This is a genomic window from Nostoc sp., assembly GCF_036917415.1.
In the GTDB taxonomy this organism is placed as follows: Bacteria; Cyanobacteriota; Cyanobacteriia; order Cyanobacteriales; family Nostocaceae; genus Nostoc.
The window spans coordinates 36,850-55,769 of record NZ_JBALDJ010000044.1 but is presented as its reverse complement, the minus strand read 5'-3'; the positions used below and the strand labels follow the sequence as shown (position 1 = coordinate 55,769).

The following is an 18,920-nucleotide window of genomic DNA, read 5'->3' as shown; positions in this document are numbered from 1 at the left end:
ACAATAAACAATTTTTAAACAATTTTTGTTATTTTGCTAATTAAATTCTTAAGAAAACAGGTAAAAATATAACAAAACTACAACTGTGAAAAAATAGGTAAGTTCAACAATACTTTTTGATTGAGCATTGTTCTTTTTTTTTTGTTTTGTATTTTTGTACCCAAGGTGGGTAATCTAAAAGTAAGTGCAATAGCTACTGAAAATATTTGTAAGTAACTGGGAAACTATGAGAATTTTGGTTACGGGCGGTGCTGGGTTTATTGGTTCCCATCTCATCGACCGACTAATGGCTGCTGGGCATGAAATAATATGCTTGGATAATTTTTACACTGGTCATAAACGTAACATCCTCAAATGGTTAGATCATCCGTACTTTGAATTGATCCGCCACGATATTACCGAACCAATTCGGTTAGAAGTCGATCAAATTTATCATTTAGCTTGTCCGGCTTCACCAGTACATTACCAGTACAACCCAGTTAAAACCGTTAAAACTAACGTGATGGGAACACTGAATATGTTGGGGCTAGCTAAACGTGTGAAAGCGAGGTTTTTCTTAGCTTCCACTAGTGAAGTATACGGAGATCCAGAAGTTCATCCCCAAACTGAAGAGTATAGAGGTAGCGTCAATCCCATTGGGATACGTTCATGCTACGACGAAGGTAAAAGAATTGCTGAGACTCTAGCATTTGATTATTACAGGCAAAATAAAGTTGATATTCGAGTTGTTCGGATATTCAACACCTACGGGCCGAGAATGTTAGAAAATGATGGTCGGGTGGTGAGCAACTTTATAGTTCAAGCCTTGCGCGGTAATCCTTTAACTGTGTACGGTGATGGTTCGCAAACCCGGAGTTTCTGCTACGTTTCTGATTTGGTAGAAGGATTCATCCGCCTAATGAATAGCGACTACGTTGGCCCAGTCAACCTGGGCAATCCTGGTGAATACACGATTTTACAATTGGCACAAACTGTGCAAAATATGATCGATCCAGACGCGCAGATTAAGTTCGAGGCACTACCTTCGGACGATCCCCGACGTCGCCAGCCTGATATCACAAAGGCAAAAACTTGGTTAAATTGGGAACCTACCATTCCTCTGCAAGACGGGTTAAAACTAACAATAGAAGATTTTCGCGATCGCATTCAAAGCGATGTCAATAATTTAACCACCTGAGTGGCCCCTAGCGTCGCTCTGAATTTTCATGCAGGCTAACCTGAACGGTAGCTAGTATATTAAGTTGCAGAGTTTTTGTAAGTGTGTAAGTGTAAAATTGAGAACTTCTTTTTGAAGATTAAGTCCAAAAAAGTGAGGAGTTAAAAAATGCGTGTTTGTGTGATTGGTACTGGTTACGTTGGTTTAGTTACAGGTGCTTGCTTGGCTCATATTGGACATGATGTCATTTGCGTAGACAACAATGAAGAAAAAGTTAAGTTAATGAAGTCTGGGCAGTCTCCAATTTTTGAGCCGGGACTCTCAGAAATTATGCAGTCAGCAATTCAAACAGAGAAGATTCATTTTACAAGCGATCTCGCTGCTGGAGTTTCTCATGGAGAAATTCTGTTTATTGCTGTGGGAACGCCACCTTTACCCACTGGTGAAAGTGATACTCGTTATGTTGAAGCTGTAGCCCGTGGGATTGGGGAAAATCTCAACGGTGGTTATAAAGTCATAGTAAATAAATCTACAGTACCCATTGGCTCAGGTGACTGGGTGCGGATGCTTATTCTGGATGGTGTTGCAGAGCGGCAGAAAACACTGATACCCGCAGGTGGAGTACCGAGTGATGAGAAATTATCTGAGTTTGCAGCCGAGTTTGATGTAGTCAGCAATCCAGAGTTTTTGCGAGAAGGTTCAGCAGTTTACGACACCTTCAACCCCGATCGCATTGTATTAGGGGGCAATAGTCAAAGAGCAGTAGCATTGATGCAACAACTGTATAGCCCAATTGTAGAACGCAAGTTCGCTGCCGATCAATCTCTTCCTGCTGTGCCAATTTTAGCAACAGACCTCAGTTCGGCGGAGATGATTAAATACGCCGCTAATGCCTTTTTAGCCACTAAGATTAGTTTTATTAACGAAGTTGCTAATATTTGCGATCGCGTCGGTGCTGATGTTACTCAAGTAGCCAGAGGTATCGGTCTAGATTCCCGCATTGGTAACAAGTTTTTACAAGCTGGTATTGGTTGGGGTGGTTCTTGTTTCCCCAAAGATGTCTCCGCACTGATTCACACTGCTGATGACTATGGTTATGAAGCCCAGCTGCTGAAATCTGCTGTCAGTGTCAACGAACGCCAGCGATTGATTGCTTTGGAGAAACTCCAACAAGTTCTGAAAATTCTCAAAGGCAAAACAGTCGGACTACTCGGACTGACCTTCAAGCCCGATACCGACGATTTGCGTGACGCCCCAGCACTCAACCTAATTGAGCAGCTAAACCGACTGGGAGCCAAAGTCAAAGCCTATGACCCCATTGTTTCCCAAACAGGTCTACGTCATGGGCTTTCTGGCGTGCTAGTAGAAACCGATGCCGAAAGACTCGCTGACGGCTGTGATGCCTTGGTACTTGTCACCGAATGGCAGCAGTTCAGCACTCTCGACTATGTGAAGATGGCAAAATTGATGGCCCACCCCGTTATCATTGACGGTCGTAACTTCCTCGACCCCGAAGCAATGATCCGCGCTGGATTCCAATATGTAGGTGTGGGAAGATAAAAAGTTAGGAGTTAAGAATGATAATAAAAATTAATTACAACCTAGTAATTAATAACTCCTAACTCCCTTCAAAACCTAAAGAATTAAGCTACCGCCTAGAATCAATCTAGGCGGTAGTTTAATTTGTTTAAAGTTTCACTTTGCTTTGATTTTTGCGTGTAATATTGCATCAAGCGCTGTTTGGAATACGTTCAATTTCAGCATATCCACTGAAAATAAGTTTTTGACCTTCAGTTTCTAATCGGTTGAGCCGCATTTTCACTCCATCGAGGTCAAAACGATCGAGATCAACCATATTATCTAAAATTTCTACCAATGCTACGCTCAAGGTTTGCGAGATTTCGCGTTGTGCTTCTGGTACTTGGTCAAGTTCGATTTTTGGATCTTTGAAAGAAACTCGCCGCCGCCTTTCAATGCCTATAGTTAGGATCATGCTCAGGGGTACAAGTTCGCCATTGTTTAAATCTGCTTTTGCTACAAGCTGCAACCGATTTTCAGGTAATAGCTGTACCTGAACTTCCGTAAAGGAGACTGGTTTTCCGCCAGATAATGCTGTCAGTGATGGTACGGTGAGGTTAAGCAGGCGCTTTTTCACCAGTTCCGCATTAAAGGCTTGGTTGATGCCTGCTTCTGATAAGATTACTTGAGCGATCGCTTGAGTGGGTTGCTTAAGACTGAGTTTGCCCTTTAAAACCGAGCCGAAGTCAATGGCAACCGCATCAGTTTCAAAAGACATTTCCTCAACCGCGAAATCTTTCCGAATCACCAAGCCACGACCGCTCATTTTGAAGCTATCAATGCTGCCTTGCAAGAGCTTGCTGGAGGGATAGCAGCGCACAAAGACTTCTACTGACTCGCTCATGCTAAACAGGTGGCGAATCGTTTGGCTAGCGACCGTGTTGAGCATCCGCTCTCCCCAATCAGTGCCTTTAGGATCTTGTAAACCAGTAAGTCCGCCGAACATGTGGTTTTGGGTCTCTAGAAGTTCTTTGTACTTTTGTAACAAATTGTGAAGAATACAGCAAGCGATCCCGTGATTAATTGTGCTGATGAGTAGAAGTTGGATAACTGATGGTAAATAGCTAAATGTGTCAAATATTACTGACTTTATTAAATACTATGAATGCTAGCATTATATTTAGTGCAAATTTAATGCATAATCAAAGTCATGCTGAACATCGTTTTGGTTAAATCCTTTAATTCAACAGGTTGATTTAGTTAAAGCCGAGGCTTCTGTTAGAAAGTTACAGCAAGAACACCCAAATGAACAACCAGCACAAATTGCCCATTATCTTATGCTAGAAAAAGCTGTTTTAGCAGGAGGAACAGGGCTTGCTAGTAGTCTTGCGCCAGGACAAGCAGCTGCAATGTTTATGGTCGATTGGGCTGCTACATCTGCATTATCAGTGGAGTTAGTTTATCAAATTGCTGCTGCCTATGGAATGAATTTAAATGATTCCGAGCGCAGAGGAGAAGCAGTAGCAATTTTTGGTTTAGGGGTAGGTGGGAAAACAGCAATCAAAGCAGGTTTGGGTTTACTACGAAATCTGCCAGTAGCGGGAGCCGTCATTGGTGCTAGTTCAAATGCAGTAATGATCTACGCATTAGGTTATGCGGCTTGTCAGTTTTATGAAGCAAAGCAGAATCCATTAACTTTAGAAGCAACTTTAGTAGATGCTCAGGTAGAGAGTGAAAAATTTCTTGAAGCTGCTATTTCCCAAGAAAAGATTATGGATCAGATTTTGGTTCATATTATCTTAGCAGGTAATCCAGATAAATCTTGGGAGGATATTTTACCAGAATTACAAGCTGCCAACCTTAGCCCTGCCTCCATCGATGCGATCGCTTCTCATATCAAATCTCCACCATCTTTAGAAACCTTACTTGAGCAAATTAATAGTGATTTTGCCGTACCTTTACTAGCGCAATGTCAAAAAATTGCTCATCTAGATGGGGTAATTACACCAGCAGAAGCTAAGGTTATAGATTCTATTAACAAAAAGTTAAACTGTGATTTGGCTGCAATCAAGTAACCTGAGTATCGGTGTTAAGATTTCTTACCAAAGGCGATCGCAACCTATATGTAAAAGTGCGATCGCACCATATCCATTAATCATCAGGCTATTTGGTAAATTACAGGTCAATATCTTGGTTCAGGAATTAGTTTACCCTCCACTTTAGCAGCATCTAACCATGCTGCTTTTGCTTGCAAGACTTCACGAAGCGCTTCCTCTTCAGTTGAACCAAATGCTGAACAGTATTTCAGATCAGGAATATCAGCAATGTAGCCATCATCTTCTTCACTGTAGAAAATATTAATGTGATAATGTTTCATCCTGAACTCAGTATCGCCACTAAAATATGCAGCAAGTCCTCTATATCAGCAGGAACACGATATAAATTGAGGTCTTGACTTATTTGTTTACTTTCTCGATTCAATAAACCAAATTGCCAAATATCTACGATGTACAAAATGCCGAGGCTCGTAAGGCTGCGACAGAGGATGTAATCAGACAACTGCGTGAAGGTCTTACCAATGCACCAGCCGTAAAAGGTCAGACAAGTATTTATGGTTTTCGATTTCAGTTAAGAATGAGGATTCGGGGATTAAATAAAACAGAGGGAACTCTTGTAACTAACTGGCAGATTGATAATGGAAAAGAGATTCCCCGACTAATCACAAACTGGCTCTTAGTAAACCAATCGAAACAAGATAACAATGAAAGCTAAACTTTACGATCAAATAAAAACATTGGAAGAAGTGCAACCAGACTTTGCCGACCAGATGATTCCTAAAAATGCCCTGGGAACAATTGTAGAATGCTACGAAAATCCCGAAGGTTATGCAGTAGATATTGCCATTCCCAATCAAAAGTTAGTTGGAAACTATGAATACGTAAATGTCATTCTTACTTCTGACCAATTCGTGCTTGTGAATACTGCCTCGCAACCACTGAATGTCGTTACTCAGTAATGGCCAAATGTGATGAAGTCATCTGTAGGAGTATAGAGACGCGGATACCGCGCTCTTAAGTTACCTACCTCGCCAACAACTTCCGCCGCAGATTATCCAACGCTGCATTTGCACTCACATGGCGAATTAAAGCTCGACCTCGCACTGTACCAAACTGATACTCAAAACTTGCCACTTCATCCTTTGGCCCAGCTAAACCAACGTAAACTAAACCCACCAGCTTTGTATCTGTCCCTCCAGTTGGACCAGCAATACCAGTGATACTCAATCCCCAAGTTGTTGCAAGGCGGGTTTTGACTCCAATTGCCATTTGCTCTGCAACGGTAGCACTTACCGCCCCAAATTTATCTAAATCTTCCTGGTTAACCCCCAGTAATCTAACCTTCACCGAATTGTCATAAGAAATTACGCCACCCCAAAAGTAATCAGAACTCCCAGAAATCTCGGTCAACATTTGCCCTAAACCACCACCAGTGCAAGATTCTGCCACCGAAAGCGTTTCTTTTGATGCCCGTAACAACTCACCAACTACGGAAGCAAGGGTATCATTATTAACGCCGTAAAAATCGAGTCCGGCAATTTCTTTAAGTTGTTTCTCAATGGGCGCAATTAGGGCTTCTGCTGCTGCTTCTGAATTTGCTTTAGCAGAAACTCGCAATCTTACTTCCCCCTTACCTGCATAAGGGGCTACTGTGGGATTTGGCAACTTCAAATAAGAAGCAACCTTTTCCGCCAAAGCAGATTCACCAATACCCCAAAACTTTAAACTTCGACTATAAATAATTTCTTTACCCCAGCCTTGACTTTTGAGAAATGGGACGGCTGTTTCTTGCCACATCGGGTACATTTCACTGGGAACACCGGGAAAGGTAAAAATCGTAATTTCAGGACGGGGTTGCCAAATGATACCGGGTGCTGTTCCAGTGGGGTTGGGGAGAATTTCTGCACCTTGGGGAATCAAAGCCTGTTTGCGGTTACTTGGTGACATCACCCGACCGCGTTGGGCGAATTTCTGGGTTATGTCTTCGATGATTTCTGGGTTTTCTAGCAAAGGGGTTTTAAAAAAATCGGCGATGGTTTCGCAGGTGAGATCGTCTGGTGTCGGGCCGAGTCCACCAGTGAAAATGAGAATTTGCGCTCTGGAAATAGCAATTTCTATAACTTGCTTCAACCGTTCTGGATTATCCCCAACCACTGTTTGATAGTAGTGGGGGATACCTAGCTTAGCTAATTGTTGCGCCAAAAATTGAGCATTGCCGTTGAGGATATCTCCCAACAGTAGTTCAGTACCAACACAAATAATTTCTGCACTCATTGGATTGGGAAAAGGGAGAAGGAGTAGGGAGCAGGGGAGGCAGGGGGAGAAATAACCAATGCCCCATGCCCAATGCCCCATCCCCTATGCTAATGCTGGTACAGGAATTTCCAGGTGAGGATATAAGGGGAAGCGATCGCACAATGCCGCTACCCGTTGCCGACAATCTTGGGTTACTACGTCGGAATCTGGAGAAAGTAGGCGATCGCTAATAATATTTGCAATCTCGGTAAATTCTGCTATTCCTAAGCCCCGTGTAGTCATTGCTGGCGAACCTAACCTCAGACCGCTGGTAACAAATGGTGACTGCGGATCAAAGGGAATAGTATTCTTGTTAGCAGTAATATTCACAGTACTGACTAACTGATCTGCCTGCTTACCAGTTAGACTTACAGAGCGTAAATCCACGAGAATTAAATGGTTGTCAGTGCCATTTGACACTAGCTTTAAACCCCGACTTTGTAGTTGTTCTGCTAAAGCACGAGCATTTTCAATTACTTGGGCAGAATAGGTTTTAAACTCAGGCTTAAGAGCTTCTCCAAAAGCCACTGCCTTACCAGCAATGACGTGTTCTAATGGCCCGCCTTGGCTGCCAGGAAAAACAGATTTATCTAGCTTTTTACCTAGTTCTGCGTCACCAGTCAAGATTAAACCACCTCTAGGGCCGCGTAGAGTCTTATGGGTAGTTGTTGTTACTACATGACAATGAGGAATGGGATCGGGATGAAGACCACTAGCAACTAAACCAGCAATGTGGGCAATATCGGCAAGTAAGTAAGCGCCGATTTCATCAGCAATGCTACGGAACTTTTCAAAATCAATCACACGGGGATAAGCCGAATAACCACAAATCAGCAGCTTAGGACGCTCCCTCAGCGCCAGCTCCCGAATTTGGTCGTAGTCAAGTTGTTCTGTTTGTTGACTGACACCATAGTGGCTAACTTGGAACCACTTACCTGAGAAATTTACAGGTGAACCGTGGGTGAGATGTCCTCCATGAGACAAATCCATTCCCATAAATTTGTCCCCTGGTTGCAGCAGCGACAGGAACACAGCAAAATTGGCCTGTGCGCCAGAATGAGGTTGCACATTCGCATGAGCAGCGCCAAATATCTGTTTAGCACGGTCGATCGCTAGTTGTTCGATTTTGTCGATAAACTTACAACCGCCATAGTAGCGTTTACCAGGTAATCCCTCGGCATATTTATTTGTCAGTACCGAACCTTGAGCCGCCAGAACAGCAGCAGAGGTAAAGTTTTCACTAGCAATCAACTCCAAGTGGTCTTGCTGACGCTGTAGTTCGTCGTTGATTAACCCCGCAATCGCCGGATCGCTGGAAGAAAGAAAGTCTGAATTAGTCCTAGTCACTTGAATTATCCTTATGGAAATTTGTACAACGGCTGATTTTGGTTGGACGCAGCACCTAGATATACAGTCAAAAACCATTGCTCTTGACTGCTGTACAAAGGCGATTAATCGTCTCCGTACTCTAGAGGTCTATTTGTGCCAACTTATTTATTATTAGACCCAAGCTCGATTAATGCATTAATTATCATAACGTTGCTTTTTGAAATCCTCACCTTGCTGCGTGTTGTGAGGTCGTTAGACAGTATTTTTTATGAACTTACGCGATGTGCAACTTATTCTTAAAACCCCTCTCCAAACCTCTCCCCGAAACGGAGAGAGGCTTTGATTCTTGCTCCCCTTCCCTGGTAGGGAAGGGGTTGGGGGTTAGGTTTGAGAGTAAAGTTGCACATGGCGTAAACTTATGTTAAATAATGCTTACTGCGATCGCTGCTCTGTGAAATGAACTTCAGCATGATTCATAAACAACAAGAACCCCGACTTCTTTAATAGTCGGGGTTCTGCGGGTTGCAATTCTCACAAATCAAAAAATCAAATAGAATTCATATAGCGATTTTGATAGTAAGCCAAAATCTGGTTAACTCGTTGCCGACTTTCTAAGCTAGAATTTGCTGTCCACGAGAGGCTCAAGCCAGCAATTTGACTTTGATTGTAATCAAACTGTTGGGATGATTGAGGAATTAAATCCACTTCCACCCCTTCGACTTGACGTAAATGAGCTGCTATTTCTCTATAAACAGCCAAAGGCAAACCAGCAAATTCAACTTTTTCCTTAGTCTCCATTTTTATGAAGCTCCCACATTAAAGGTATTTGGGGGGGGCGTTGTCGCTGAAATAGGATTGCCGGTAGCAGATGCAGCTGACGGCGTTGAGTTGACAGCCCCTTCCCCTACCATTTTGGCAACTTCAATACCATATTGTTCCAAAATCACAATGGGATTGTAGCCTTGATTCATTTCAATACGTTTAATCAGTACCCCATTTGCCAATCGCTGTCCCGCCTGTACATAGCGACTTGTCGGCTCATCGGGTACTTTGATAATTGCCTGTGGTTCTTTACTAATTAGAACTACACCAGTCACAACCACTGCCCTTGCTAACTCAGGCTGTGCTGGCGGTGGCAATACAGAGACTAAAGTGGGGTTGGGGATAACTTGAGGCAAAACTTTAGGCAATACTGAAGTCAAGGTAGGATTGACTTTTTTTGGTAGAGAAGAAACGTTATTTTTCTTTGGATTTAAAGGTATGCTGCGTGCTATGGTGCGCGTTGGAAGTTTTCGTCTTGCTAGTGATGGAGTAGGTAGCTTAGGCAACACGGGAACTGGTCTTCCAGATGTTTTAGCCATTCCGGGAAGAGTCTGCCCGAAAAGTTGTGCAAAAGGATCGCTTCGAGCTTTTGATACCACAAGTTCTCGTGCCCGCTCTGTAGCATTAGTGGATTGAATCAAGTTAACAGATGCAAGATTAAGTTGTGAGACCTGTTTGGCAGGTATCACTGGATTCTTAAAGGATTGAGCCGCTGGTGGCGACTTTTTGGCTATTTTGGGAATTGGCACAGGATTGATAGCTTGTTGTGTATCTTCAGAAGCACATCCAGCGATCGCCAAAGTTAGAATAGCTGCAATTGTAATTTTTGAAGTTCTGCCCATGAGCCTTTCTCAAAAGCCATTGGAAAATTGAAAATTGGAAATCAACATGCCTAAAATTTTGATCAAAGGCAAAGTATGTTCCCTTTATAACCTAATTTTTTAAATTTCAAGGGTGATTTTTAGCACTGCCCACGCAGTATAACTGCGGTTTTGTGTTTGTTTGCAGTCAATCTTCTGCCACACCCATAAGCTCTTTCATCAAATCCAGTCCTTTCTTGACTCTACGGGAAACCGTTACTACACTGATGCCCAGATGTTCTGCAACTTGTTTTTGAGTCAAATCTTGCAAAAATACACATTCCAACACGTCGCGGGTGCGTTTTTCTAGCTGAACCAACGCTTGTTGTAAGCGAAGTTGGTCTTCTTGTGCCAGTTGAAAGCTGCGATAGTGAGGATCTGGAACCAATTCTCCCAAGCAGGTAGAACCTTCTTCTCCATCTTGGATTGGCACATCAAGACTCAAAGGAGCGCGATTCACCCATGCTAATTTAATTTCTTGCCATTCGTTTGGAGAAATTTCCAGTGCTGCTGCTAATTCCGAGTCGGTTGGTTGACGATTGTGTTTTTCACGCCAAGAACGTGATACTCCTATTGCTTGCTGTTGGAGCGCTAACCATCTGCGAGGAATTCGCACGGTGACACCTTTATCTCGGAGATAGTGTTGAATTTCACCCCGAATATAGGGAAGAGCGTAGGAACTGAAGGCATGTCCCTTGGAAATTTCAAATCTTTCAATAGCTCTGATTAAACCCAAACATCCAACTTGGAGCAAATCATCGTAGGTTTCATGACATTGATTTGTCCAGTAGTGAGCTTCTTTTCTCACCAGTCCAAAATTGAGTTTTACCAGTTGATTGCGGATATTTTCTGACGGAGATTGCTGATATTCTCGCAACAACTGCCAAATTTCGTGCTTTAATTCAGTGGTGACTGTGGTAGGCATAGCACCGGGTTTATTGAGCAAATAAAGAATCAATTATTGGCTTTTAAATTCAGCTGCGATCGCACGATATTAAAGGAAATATTGCGCTATATTTCCTAAGCATTTGCTATGGTAGATAATAAAAATTTTCTATCAAAATTCCATAGGTTACTTGACAATCGAGCAAAATTTAAATGGGCGAAATCGCTATTTACTTGGTTATTTATCTTTGGTATGACCTGTAGCTTTTTTAGAACCACATAGGAATAAAATATAAAATTAATCACTAAATATCAAACCGAGATTGTACTTAACTTTAATTAATTAATGATGAAATTAATTTCGAGAAACAAAACAATAGTAGTCGAGCTTTTGTTTGATCAGCAAAAGTTGGATTTACAGTAAAATTACGTACTTATTCAACTGAGATTTATCCAATAATTAAAAATTAATAATAATTAAAAAAAATACTATGTATATTTACGCAAGTCAATAAAAAAAGGGCATCTCACCCTTTTTTATACTTAGGTCTATAGTCTTTTAATGAAAGGAAAAAGGTTAATAAGGATGAATCAATTGACCCACAAGACTGAGGGATAGAAATTTCCCCAATTGTCAGGCCTATTTTGCCCCCAATTTTGCTTATATTTAATTTTTTCCCATTTTTGTAAAAAATCTATCTACCCTCTTGAAAAAGAGGGTAGATAGGTTATCTTTTGCGATCAAGTCTGATACTTACAGAATTGTCATTCTGAGTGCCAGTCAGTTACCTTACTTTCGAGGATTTAGCCACGAGTCGGTTCAACCCGCCCATAAAATAGACCGCGAATCTTGACTTCTTTAGGTTCGCCAGCACCTAAATCTGTATCAGATGGCTGTTCGCTCTCGAAAGTACCAGCAATTTCACCACTAGAGCCATCTATTTTAGCGATTTGCAGAGAAATCTTGCCATTAAGATTTTCAGCACGCTTGACATTAGTGCGGGTAAGTTCTTCATCATCTGCTTGGGCGGGGAGAGCCACAGCATTATCGTAGCCACTGACGACACCACGACCTTTGGGATCTAGGAAAGCAGCACCACGATAGGAAGGAACTTTGAAAGTGCCTTCAAAGTCCGTGGAGGTGTTAATACTGGTCAAACTGGGTTGGGTTTGAGCAACCAAGTTTTTGATAGTGAAGAGGAAAGGTACTCGCTCACCACCAGGAAGTTGCACAGTGATGGCTTGGAAGTCAAGACCATCAGTTTCCACAAAGGTCAGGCTATTATCTGAGTTGATTTTTAGATTACCTTGCACCTGGTCAATGGTGGAAGTATATCTGGTCAACAATTTGCCAGCAACAAATTCTGCTTCTTGGCGTTTATTAGCAGGTTCTTCTTTGATGAAGAAGCTAGTTGGTTCCAAGCAAAGTTCTTTGATGGCATAGGACTGGCTAGAATCAATGGGAATGGAGCCACGGCGTGTTTCTCCTAGTTGGGGGCATTTGTTAGCCAAGCCAGTCCCGCGAATTTGATCGTAAGTGAGTACATCTCTACCACTACTACTAGCAGGAGCATCACTACAAGCAGTTATTAGCCCCAGGCACAAAGCCAAGAATGCAATAATTAAAGCGCGATACCTCATGGTCAACCTCAATCTCAAAAATTAATATCTAAGTTGTAAAACTGCATCGAAGCTTTGATCTCTGATGAGAAGCCGCTACTTTGCGAAAAGCTACCTTTGTTCGGACACGGCTTTGCTCTGATTAAAACAGTTGAAGCAAGTGTTCGGGTGTTTAGTTGTCAGCCGCTGCTCAAACTTTTCTGTTGCTAAACGTAGTTAAACGTGTCGCTCTCTTGAGCTTGGGGTGTAAACCCCAAACTAAGTAGCACACTGCATCCATTTTGGATGTGTGTCACTAGGGGAGCAAAAAACCAGCAGTTTTACTGTTGGTGGCATTTGTTAAAGTTGGGCGGGTGGATGAGTAAGCCTCACACAGAGCAGCATAAATGCTTGCCTCGAAAAGTGCGAACAGGGGTGTCTGCTTCGCACTTTGCTTTTGCTGATGGCAAAAGCGTCGTCGCCCAAGTCTTTTTGTATCATGTATGTGACGCCACTACATACAGTCCATTTTTGGATAGGTAAATCAGCCAGATCATACGATTTTTTTTAACTCAAAATCAAAGTTCTCAAAATCAAAGAAAGTCTCGTCTTGATCGCATCTAACTTCTGTAGAGCCTATGCTAAAGGTTACTACGCTCTTTTTGGAGTGATCGCAATTGCTTTTGATAAAGATACAAATCTAGTTATATTCACCCCTAACTAAGGCAAATGACGAAATGCGGTAACAGGGAGACAACTGACAAACTAGGGAAAATTAAAAATCTCCGGTAAATTTGAGTTGACCTCATTTATACGGAAAAGGTGGCATGAACGATCGCAAAAATATTGAATCAGAGAAGTTGCCTGGTAAACTGCAAGCGATCGCAACTGTGGTGTATGATACAGCTACTGCTTGTGAAGGCGATACTGTAGCTCTTTTGGCTTTGCTGCGGCAATTGGAGCAGTTGCACCGAGAGATCCGGGATGGAGTTTTTCAAGAGAGTTTGCCTGTTAACCGTCGGCAACTCTACTCACTGCTGAAAGATATTGAGTCTGAGGGAGGCTGGCCTTACATCGAGCGCATGAGGCTACAAGCCTTTTTAGCAAATTTGCCACAAGAGGCTCCCGAAGAAAATAGCCATGAAGTTTTGGAGAGCGATCGCTCTTTTGGTTGATTAGCTCAAAATTTATTTCTAGTTTTGAATTAACAACTCCGATCGCCTCATCAACTGCTAAACCAAGAACGGTTGCTCATTGAGGCTTCAACCTAATTCATAATTCGTAATTCGTAATTAAAAAGGGTTTGTACGGGTTATGCCATCACAAAGAAGGCGATCGCGCTCTTCAAGATTGTGGTTGTGCTTAAGGTAATCATCTACCCAATCGCAACCACGAATAAGCAGATCGTCAACATGTAAATTCCACAGAATGATCGTGTTGTCATCACTAGCTGATGCTAGTGTTTGACCGTCTGGGCTAAAACTGACACTTAATACCGGAGCGCGATGCCCATTGAGACTTTTAATTAATTTACCATCACGGCTCCAGAGTTTCACTGTACTGTCCCAACTGGCGGCGGCGAGTAATTCACCATTGGGGCTGAAAGTCACGGCGTTGACGCTATCACTGTACCCCTTTAATAAAGTTTTTAACAACGTCCCATCCCGTCGCCACAGTTTCACGGTGTTATCCCAGCTAGCAGAAGCCAGCAATTCGTCAGTGGGACTAAAGCTGACACCCAACACCCAGCTATCATGGGGCGAGAAAGTTTTGAGCAAAGTACCATCTTGCCGCCAAAGTTTCACAGTTTGATCGTCACTGGCTGAGGCTAAAACCTGACCATCAGGGCTGAAATTGACGCTATTTACCCAACCTTGATGTCCTACTAAGGTTTTGAGCAACTTGCCCTCACGGTTCCAAAGTTTCACTGTTTTATCTTTGCTAGCTGATGCTAAAAACTGACCATCAGGGCTGAAATTGACGCTCATGACACTATCGCTATGCCCGTGGAGAGTCATGATTAAAGTACCGTCAAGCCGCCAAAGTTTCACAGTTTTGTCATAACTTCCTGAAGCTAGCATTTGACCTTTTGGGTCAAAACTGACACTAGGAACTTTATTTGTATGCCCCACCAAAGTTTTGTAAAGTCGGGTTTTGACCTCGCCACTACTGGTGTATCGTTGCCAAAGTTTTACAGTGCGATCGCTACTACCAGAAGCTAGCATCTGACCGTCGGGACTCCAAGCAACGCTCAAAACTCGATCTCGATGCCCTTGAAGAATAGACGGTCTTGGAGCATCTAAACTCCATAGTTTTACGCTTTTGTCGAAACTTCCTGAAGCTAGCAATTTGTTTTTTGGACTGAAAGCGATACTAACGACAGCATCGCTGTGCCCCTTGAAGGTTTTGAGTAAAGTACCAGTGATACTCCAGAGGTTTATGGTATTGTCTTCACCTGCGGAAGCTAACTTTTTACTATCGGAACTAAAGCTCAAACTCCACACTGTACCGTTATGCTGCCGTAAAGTTTTGTAAGGAAAAAAGTCAAAACCGTCTTTATTGTTGTTATTTTCCCGCCGCCAAAGTTTCACTGTCTTATCTCGACCTGCTGACGCCAAAAATTTACCGTCTGGGCTGAAAACAGCCACAATCACACCTTGCTTATGTCCTTGCAAAGTTGTAACCAGGCTACCATCCCGCCGCCAGATTTTCACTGTTTTGTCGTCGCTGGCTGAGGCAATGAATTGACCATCAGGACTGAAGTTTACCCAGTTAACCCACCCTTGATGTCCTCTCAGGATTTTTACTAAGCTACCGTCTTTACGCCAGAGCTTTACGGTTTTATCCTTACTGCCAGTAGCTAATAATTCGCCATCAGGACTAAAATTAACGCTGTAAACCCAATCTTCATGTCCTCTCAGGGTTTTATATGGTTTGGGGTCAAATTCACCTGTAACCGAGTTTTTATGCCAGATTTGCACTGTTTTGTCGAGACTAGCGGAGGCTAGGGTTTGACCATCAGGGCTAAAACTTATACAACTAACTGCATCAGTGTGACCTTTGAGAGTTTGGAGTAAAGTACCGTCAAGATGCCAAAGTTTTACCGTCTGATCTCGGCTACCTGATGCTAGCAACTGACCATCTGGGCTGAAAGTTACTCCCCAGACGATATCAGTGTGCCCTTCCAGGCGATTAACCTCCGTTACCCCGTAAACTGCTTGTTGCAGGGCTGTTATCACCCGCATTCGGGTATCTGGCTGAACTCCATCTGCTTGTTTAAGTCCTCTCCAAGCCCGCAAACTTTCTAATAGGGCATCAAATTCTTTATTAGATGCGAACAGAGCTTCACTAGCAGCAGCGATCGCACTAATTTTCAAGTTGGTTTCACTGCTTTCAGCTCGTAGAGTTTGGCGGACTGCTGCTCTTTTTTGTAAGTCGGCTTGCCACCATAACGCTGCTATTGTTCCCCCCATTATTGCTAGGATTGCACCTGCTATCCGTGCTTCCCGCAGTCGTCGTTGCAATATCAAATTTAGTTGCTTTTGACTAAGTTGTTGGGCTGCTTCAGCTCTAGTTTTTTCAAGTTTGATTTTTTCTAATTCAGCGAGCATACCATAGTTGTTCTTTTGGCGAATTGGTTCAACTAAATAATCGTGAACCAACTGGTAGCGATCGCCTAACTCTTCTCTGACTCGCAATACCAATCCTGAACCTACCAATATTTCTAAGATCAGTTCTCCAACTTTGTCAAAACTTGATATCGTATCTATATCATAATTATTAACTAATGCAGCCGCTAAATCAGCTTTAGTTTTTAAAGGCCGCGTCCCCTTTTCATCTGTTAACTCAAATAATAATTTCCAACTTAACTCTTCGTTCTCTTGACCGCAGTCTTTGATAACTTCTCCCAACCAGCGTTCCACCAATTTTGCCGAGCCACCACAAAGCTTATATTCTGCAAGTGTCGTAATGTTTTCTATTTGTAGTTGAGCACCGACTATTTGTAATTCAATTGGATGTACTTCGTCTAGTTCTCCCGTCAAATCCTGGACTAATCGGTTAATTAATTCCTCACTTAGTTCATAATGTGAACGTTGAGTAAGACTGTGAATTATGGCTTTTGCATCTTGGCTAGAGAATTTTCCTAAATAGTAGCGAATATCCTTATCAAGGATATTTTTATTAATTACTCCTAAATCATATAATCCAGTACTATTTTTCTGACTCAAACGTTCAAACTCTAATAAATGATGTAGGTAATCTTCTCGTAATGAAAGAATAATTTTTACATAAGAAATATTTAAACATTCACTAAAAAATTTATAAAACGCTATTCTTTGTGTAGGAGGATTACTAACAAAGAAAAATTCTTCAAACTGGTCTAATATGATAACTATCGTATAATTGCGCTCAGATGCTAACCGGATTCTTTCTAGTATTATGGTGGGTGTAGAGTCAATATTAACCGATATTCCCGTGTATGCTAGCGCTTGGTTGATACTGCTGCTCAAGATTGTTATCCAATCAGTATAAACAGACAAAACAATCGGTATAGGAATGCGTTCACCGATAACTTTTCCCTTAAGTGCTGGGACTAAACCAGCTTTGAGAATTGAACTTTTCCCTACACCTGATGGACCATACATAACTGTGAGTTTGTAGTCAGCGCGGGCAATTCTTTCAATGAAGCGATTGACATCTTGTTGCCTTCCAGAAGCAGATATTTCTTGAGCGATTTCTTCAGGAATAATTGGTATTTTATGAGGTTCCAGTACTGGGTTAATTCTGGGGCGTTGTGGCTGTAATTGACTTGCTCCAATGAAGGCGCGAAAGCCATACTGATGTTCTATTTTAATTTTTTCTTGCTTTAGTTTAAAGGCTTCTGTATAGTCATGGCGCTCAAAAAAGTAAAGCGATCGCAGCTCCTCTAAAATCTCTAAGTAAAGTAATGGCTGATGTTGTAGCTCACAAACTACCCTCGCCCATTCCAAGTTATTGATAGCTTCCTCGCACTCACCCAAATGCCGTTGTGTGCGTGCTAGCAAGAGAAGATACCAACTTTCTTGTCGTCGTCTTCGCAAAGCGTCTCGCAGAGAAACTTGTGTTACTTCTTCGGAGATAGAAAGCGCTGTATTTGCTAATTCATGAGCCAGTACCCAATTCGATTCTGAAGCCGCCACATTTGCCAAAAATCCATAATTTTGAGCAACTTGTGCGGGAGTTCCATAAGTTTTATGTAAGTGTAATGACTTTTGAGCTAATTCTTTTAAGTCATCCCAAGCTTGTAGACGTTGCAGCATTTCACAAGCAGGCAAAATGAATTTAGCAACTAAGTCTTCTCTTTGTACCTCCTCCAATAGCTGCAAGCATTGTTTAAACCACGACAGAGCATGATCGCAATAGCTACTAGTATTCTGGTATAAGTCTGCCATTCGATGATAACAAAGCCCCAGGTGGAATAGTACTATTGCTTGCTTGAGTAAAGATGAGGGGGGCATAGGTTGAGGACATAAGAGAGGCAAAGAAGAATTACTCTCCCATTCTGCTAATCTCCTCGCTTCTTGCTGCCATAATGCTAGGCTTCTTTGGTAATTGGCTAAAGCACCATTAATTTGATCGTTGGCGTATTTATCTCGCCCCAACACAAATTCTAAACTAGCTTCTAATCCTGGTGTTAATTTAACGCCATACAGGCGTAGTAAATCATTACGGGCTGATTCTATTTCGTGGCGGTGTTGGGATTTTGGATCTAAATCTAGGAAGGCATTAGATAAAAATATTTCAGCACCTGCTTCTAAAACTTTGGCAAATAGAGATTCTTCCTCTTGAGAGATCAAAGCAATTAAATCTGCTTTGGCCATTTCAAATTTAATAGTGGTTGCAGCCCAGCTTTTGAAATCAGGCGCTAATCTTGAAAGCAATGATGCTACTTCATCCTGTAGCCACAACACCACTGGAAATGGAAAAGTAGCAGCATAGATATCTCGTGCTTGGTTGATGCCTGTAAGTAAGTTTTCTAGGTCGGTAGTTGACTCAATACCGAAAATCATTACAGCAGAGGGTAAAGAGTCTGTAAGTACGGCAGGATTATCTAAAGATAGTTCTGAGATTATTGTGTTGTGTAAAGAAGTAGTTGATGGATTGAGAACGATTTCTCTGATATTAATTTCTTGGGTGTTCGAGCGAATATTGTCTAACATTTGCTCGCGTAATCGCCCATAGTTGCATCGAACTAAAATCAGAGCAAATTGACCTTCAGAAAGTGCGATCGCTCTAATCAGTCTTTGCAAAGTATGCTGATTTTCTTTGGTGTAGACGCGTAGCTGTTTGTCATTAGTCATTGGATATGGGGCATTAGTCATTGGATATAGGGCATTAGTCATTGGATATGGGGCATTG

The 18,920-nt window shown here is 42.2% G+C and carries 15 protein-coding genes; 6 read left to right on the top strand and 9 right to left on the bottom strand.

The features are described from left to right. Positions 1 to 226 precede the first annotated feature (226 nt). Both V7K41_RS07625 and V7K41_RS07620 read left to right on the top strand, forming a co-directional pair. Positions 227 to 1,177 (top strand): UDP-glucuronic acid decarboxylase family protein, encoded by a 951-nt coding sequence (locus V7K41_RS07625; protein WP_334846920.1) that lies wholly within the window; start codon positions 227 to 229, stop codon positions 1,175 to 1,177. Positions 1,178 to 1,324: 147 nt separating this feature from the next. Beyond that, positions 1,325 to 2,716, top strand: a complete 1,392-nt coding sequence (locus tag V7K41_RS07620; RefSeq protein WP_334846919.1) for a UDP-glucose dehydrogenase family protein — start codon at positions 1,325 to 1,327, stop codon at positions 2,714 to 2,716. 169 nt (positions 2,717 to 2,885) lie between these two features. Here the strand turns inward: V7K41_RS07620 and V7K41_RS07615 are convergent, their stop codons facing one another. Further along, on the bottom strand, positions 2,886 to 3,680 hold the full coding sequence (locus tag V7K41_RS07615) for an LmeA family phospholipid-binding protein (RefSeq protein ID WP_334846918.1): 795 nt from the start codon (positions 3,678 to 3,680) through the stop codon (positions 2,886 to 2,888). A 331-nt stretch (positions 3,681 to 4,011) separates the two neighbouring features. On the opposite strand from V7K41_RS07615, the gene V7K41_RS07610 reads away from it, so the two are divergent. Next, positions 4,012 to 4,749 (top strand): hypothetical protein, encoded by a 738-nt coding sequence (locus V7K41_RS07610; RefSeq protein WP_334846917.1) that lies wholly within the window; start codon positions 4,012 to 4,014, stop codon positions 4,747 to 4,749. 107 nt (positions 4,750 to 4,856) lie between these two features. On the opposite strand, the gene V7K41_RS07605 is transcribed toward V7K41_RS07610, so the two are convergent. Continuing rightward, the gene (locus tag V7K41_RS07605; RefSeq protein ID WP_334846915.1) at positions 4,857 to 5,051 is read right to left on the bottom strand and encodes a type II toxin-antitoxin system HicB family antitoxin; all 195 of its coding nucleotides are present in this window, start codon (positions 5,049 to 5,051) and stop codon (positions 4,857 to 4,859) included. Positions 5,052 to 5,164: 113 nt separating this feature from the next. On the opposite strand from V7K41_RS07605, the gene V7K41_RS07600 reads away from it, so the two are divergent. After that, a complete protein-coding gene (locus tag V7K41_RS07600) occupies positions 5,165 to 5,446 on the top strand; it encodes a DUF6883 domain-containing protein (RefSeq protein ID WP_334846914.1) in 282 nt (93 codons plus the stop codon). After that, entirely contained in the window at positions 5,436 to 5,690 is a 255-nt protein-coding gene (locus tag V7K41_RS07595; protein ID WP_334846912.1) for a hypothetical protein, read from the top strand. The genes V7K41_RS07600 and V7K41_RS07595 overlap by 11 nt, the downstream gene beginning before the upstream one ends. 64 nt (positions 5,691 to 5,754) lie before the next feature. Here the strand turns inward: V7K41_RS07595 and V7K41_RS07590 are convergent, their stop codons facing one another. The 6 genes from V7K41_RS07590 to V7K41_RS07565 all read right to left on the bottom strand — a co-directional run bounded on the left by V7K41_RS07590 (position 5,755) and on the right by V7K41_RS07565 (position 12,563). Then, a complete protein-coding gene (locus V7K41_RS07590) occupies positions 5,755 to 7,005 on the bottom strand; it encodes a competence/damage-inducible protein A (RefSeq protein ID WP_334846910.1) in 1,251 nt (416 codons plus the stop codon). A gap of 84 nt (positions 7,006 to 7,089) precedes the next feature. Further along, positions 7,090 to 8,373, bottom strand: a complete 1,284-nt coding sequence (gene glyA / locus V7K41_RS07585) for a serine hydroxymethyltransferase (RefSeq protein WP_334846908.1) — start codon at positions 8,371 to 8,373, stop codon at positions 7,090 to 7,092. Between the two features lie 528 nt (positions 8,374 to 8,901). Beyond that, entirely contained in the window at positions 8,902 to 9,153 is a 252-nt protein-coding gene (locus tag V7K41_RS07580) for a hypothetical protein (protein ID WP_334846906.1), read from the bottom strand. A 2-nt stretch (positions 9,154 to 9,155) separates the two neighbouring features. Continuing rightward, on the bottom strand, positions 9,156 to 10,019 hold the full coding sequence (locus tag V7K41_RS07575) for a hypothetical protein (protein ID WP_334846904.1): 864 nt from the start codon (positions 10,017 to 10,019) through the stop codon (positions 9,156 to 9,158). Positions 10,020 to 10,185: 166 nt separating this feature from the next. Next, the gene (locus V7K41_RS07570; RefSeq protein WP_104905652.1) at positions 10,186 to 10,962 is read right to left on the bottom strand and encodes an RNA polymerase sigma factor SigF; all 777 of its coding nucleotides are present in this window, start codon (positions 10,960 to 10,962) and stop codon (positions 10,186 to 10,188) included. A 764-nt stretch (positions 10,963 to 11,726) separates the two neighbouring features. After that, complete coding sequence (locus tag V7K41_RS07565) at positions 11,727 to 12,563, bottom strand: photosystem II manganese-stabilizing polypeptide (protein ID WP_334846902.1); 837 nt, start codon at positions 12,561 to 12,563, stop codon at positions 11,727 to 11,729. A 785-nt stretch (positions 12,564 to 13,348) separates the two neighbouring features. Between V7K41_RS07565 and V7K41_RS07560 the strand changes: the two genes are divergently transcribed. Further along, the gene (locus V7K41_RS07560; RefSeq protein ID WP_334846900.1) at positions 13,349 to 13,696 is read left to right on the top strand and encodes a hypothetical protein; all 348 of its coding nucleotides are present in this window, start codon (positions 13,349 to 13,351) and stop codon (positions 13,694 to 13,696) included. Positions 13,697 to 13,813: 117 nt separating this feature from the next. Here the strand turns inward: V7K41_RS07560 and V7K41_RS07555 are convergent, their stop codons facing one another. Further along, positions 13,814 to 18,862, bottom strand: coding sequence for an nSTAND1 domain-containing NTPase (locus tag V7K41_RS07555; RefSeq protein WP_334847101.1), 5,049 nt, complete (start codon positions 18,860 to 18,862; stop codon positions 13,814 to 13,816). Positions 18,863 to 18,920 lie beyond the last annotated feature (58 nt).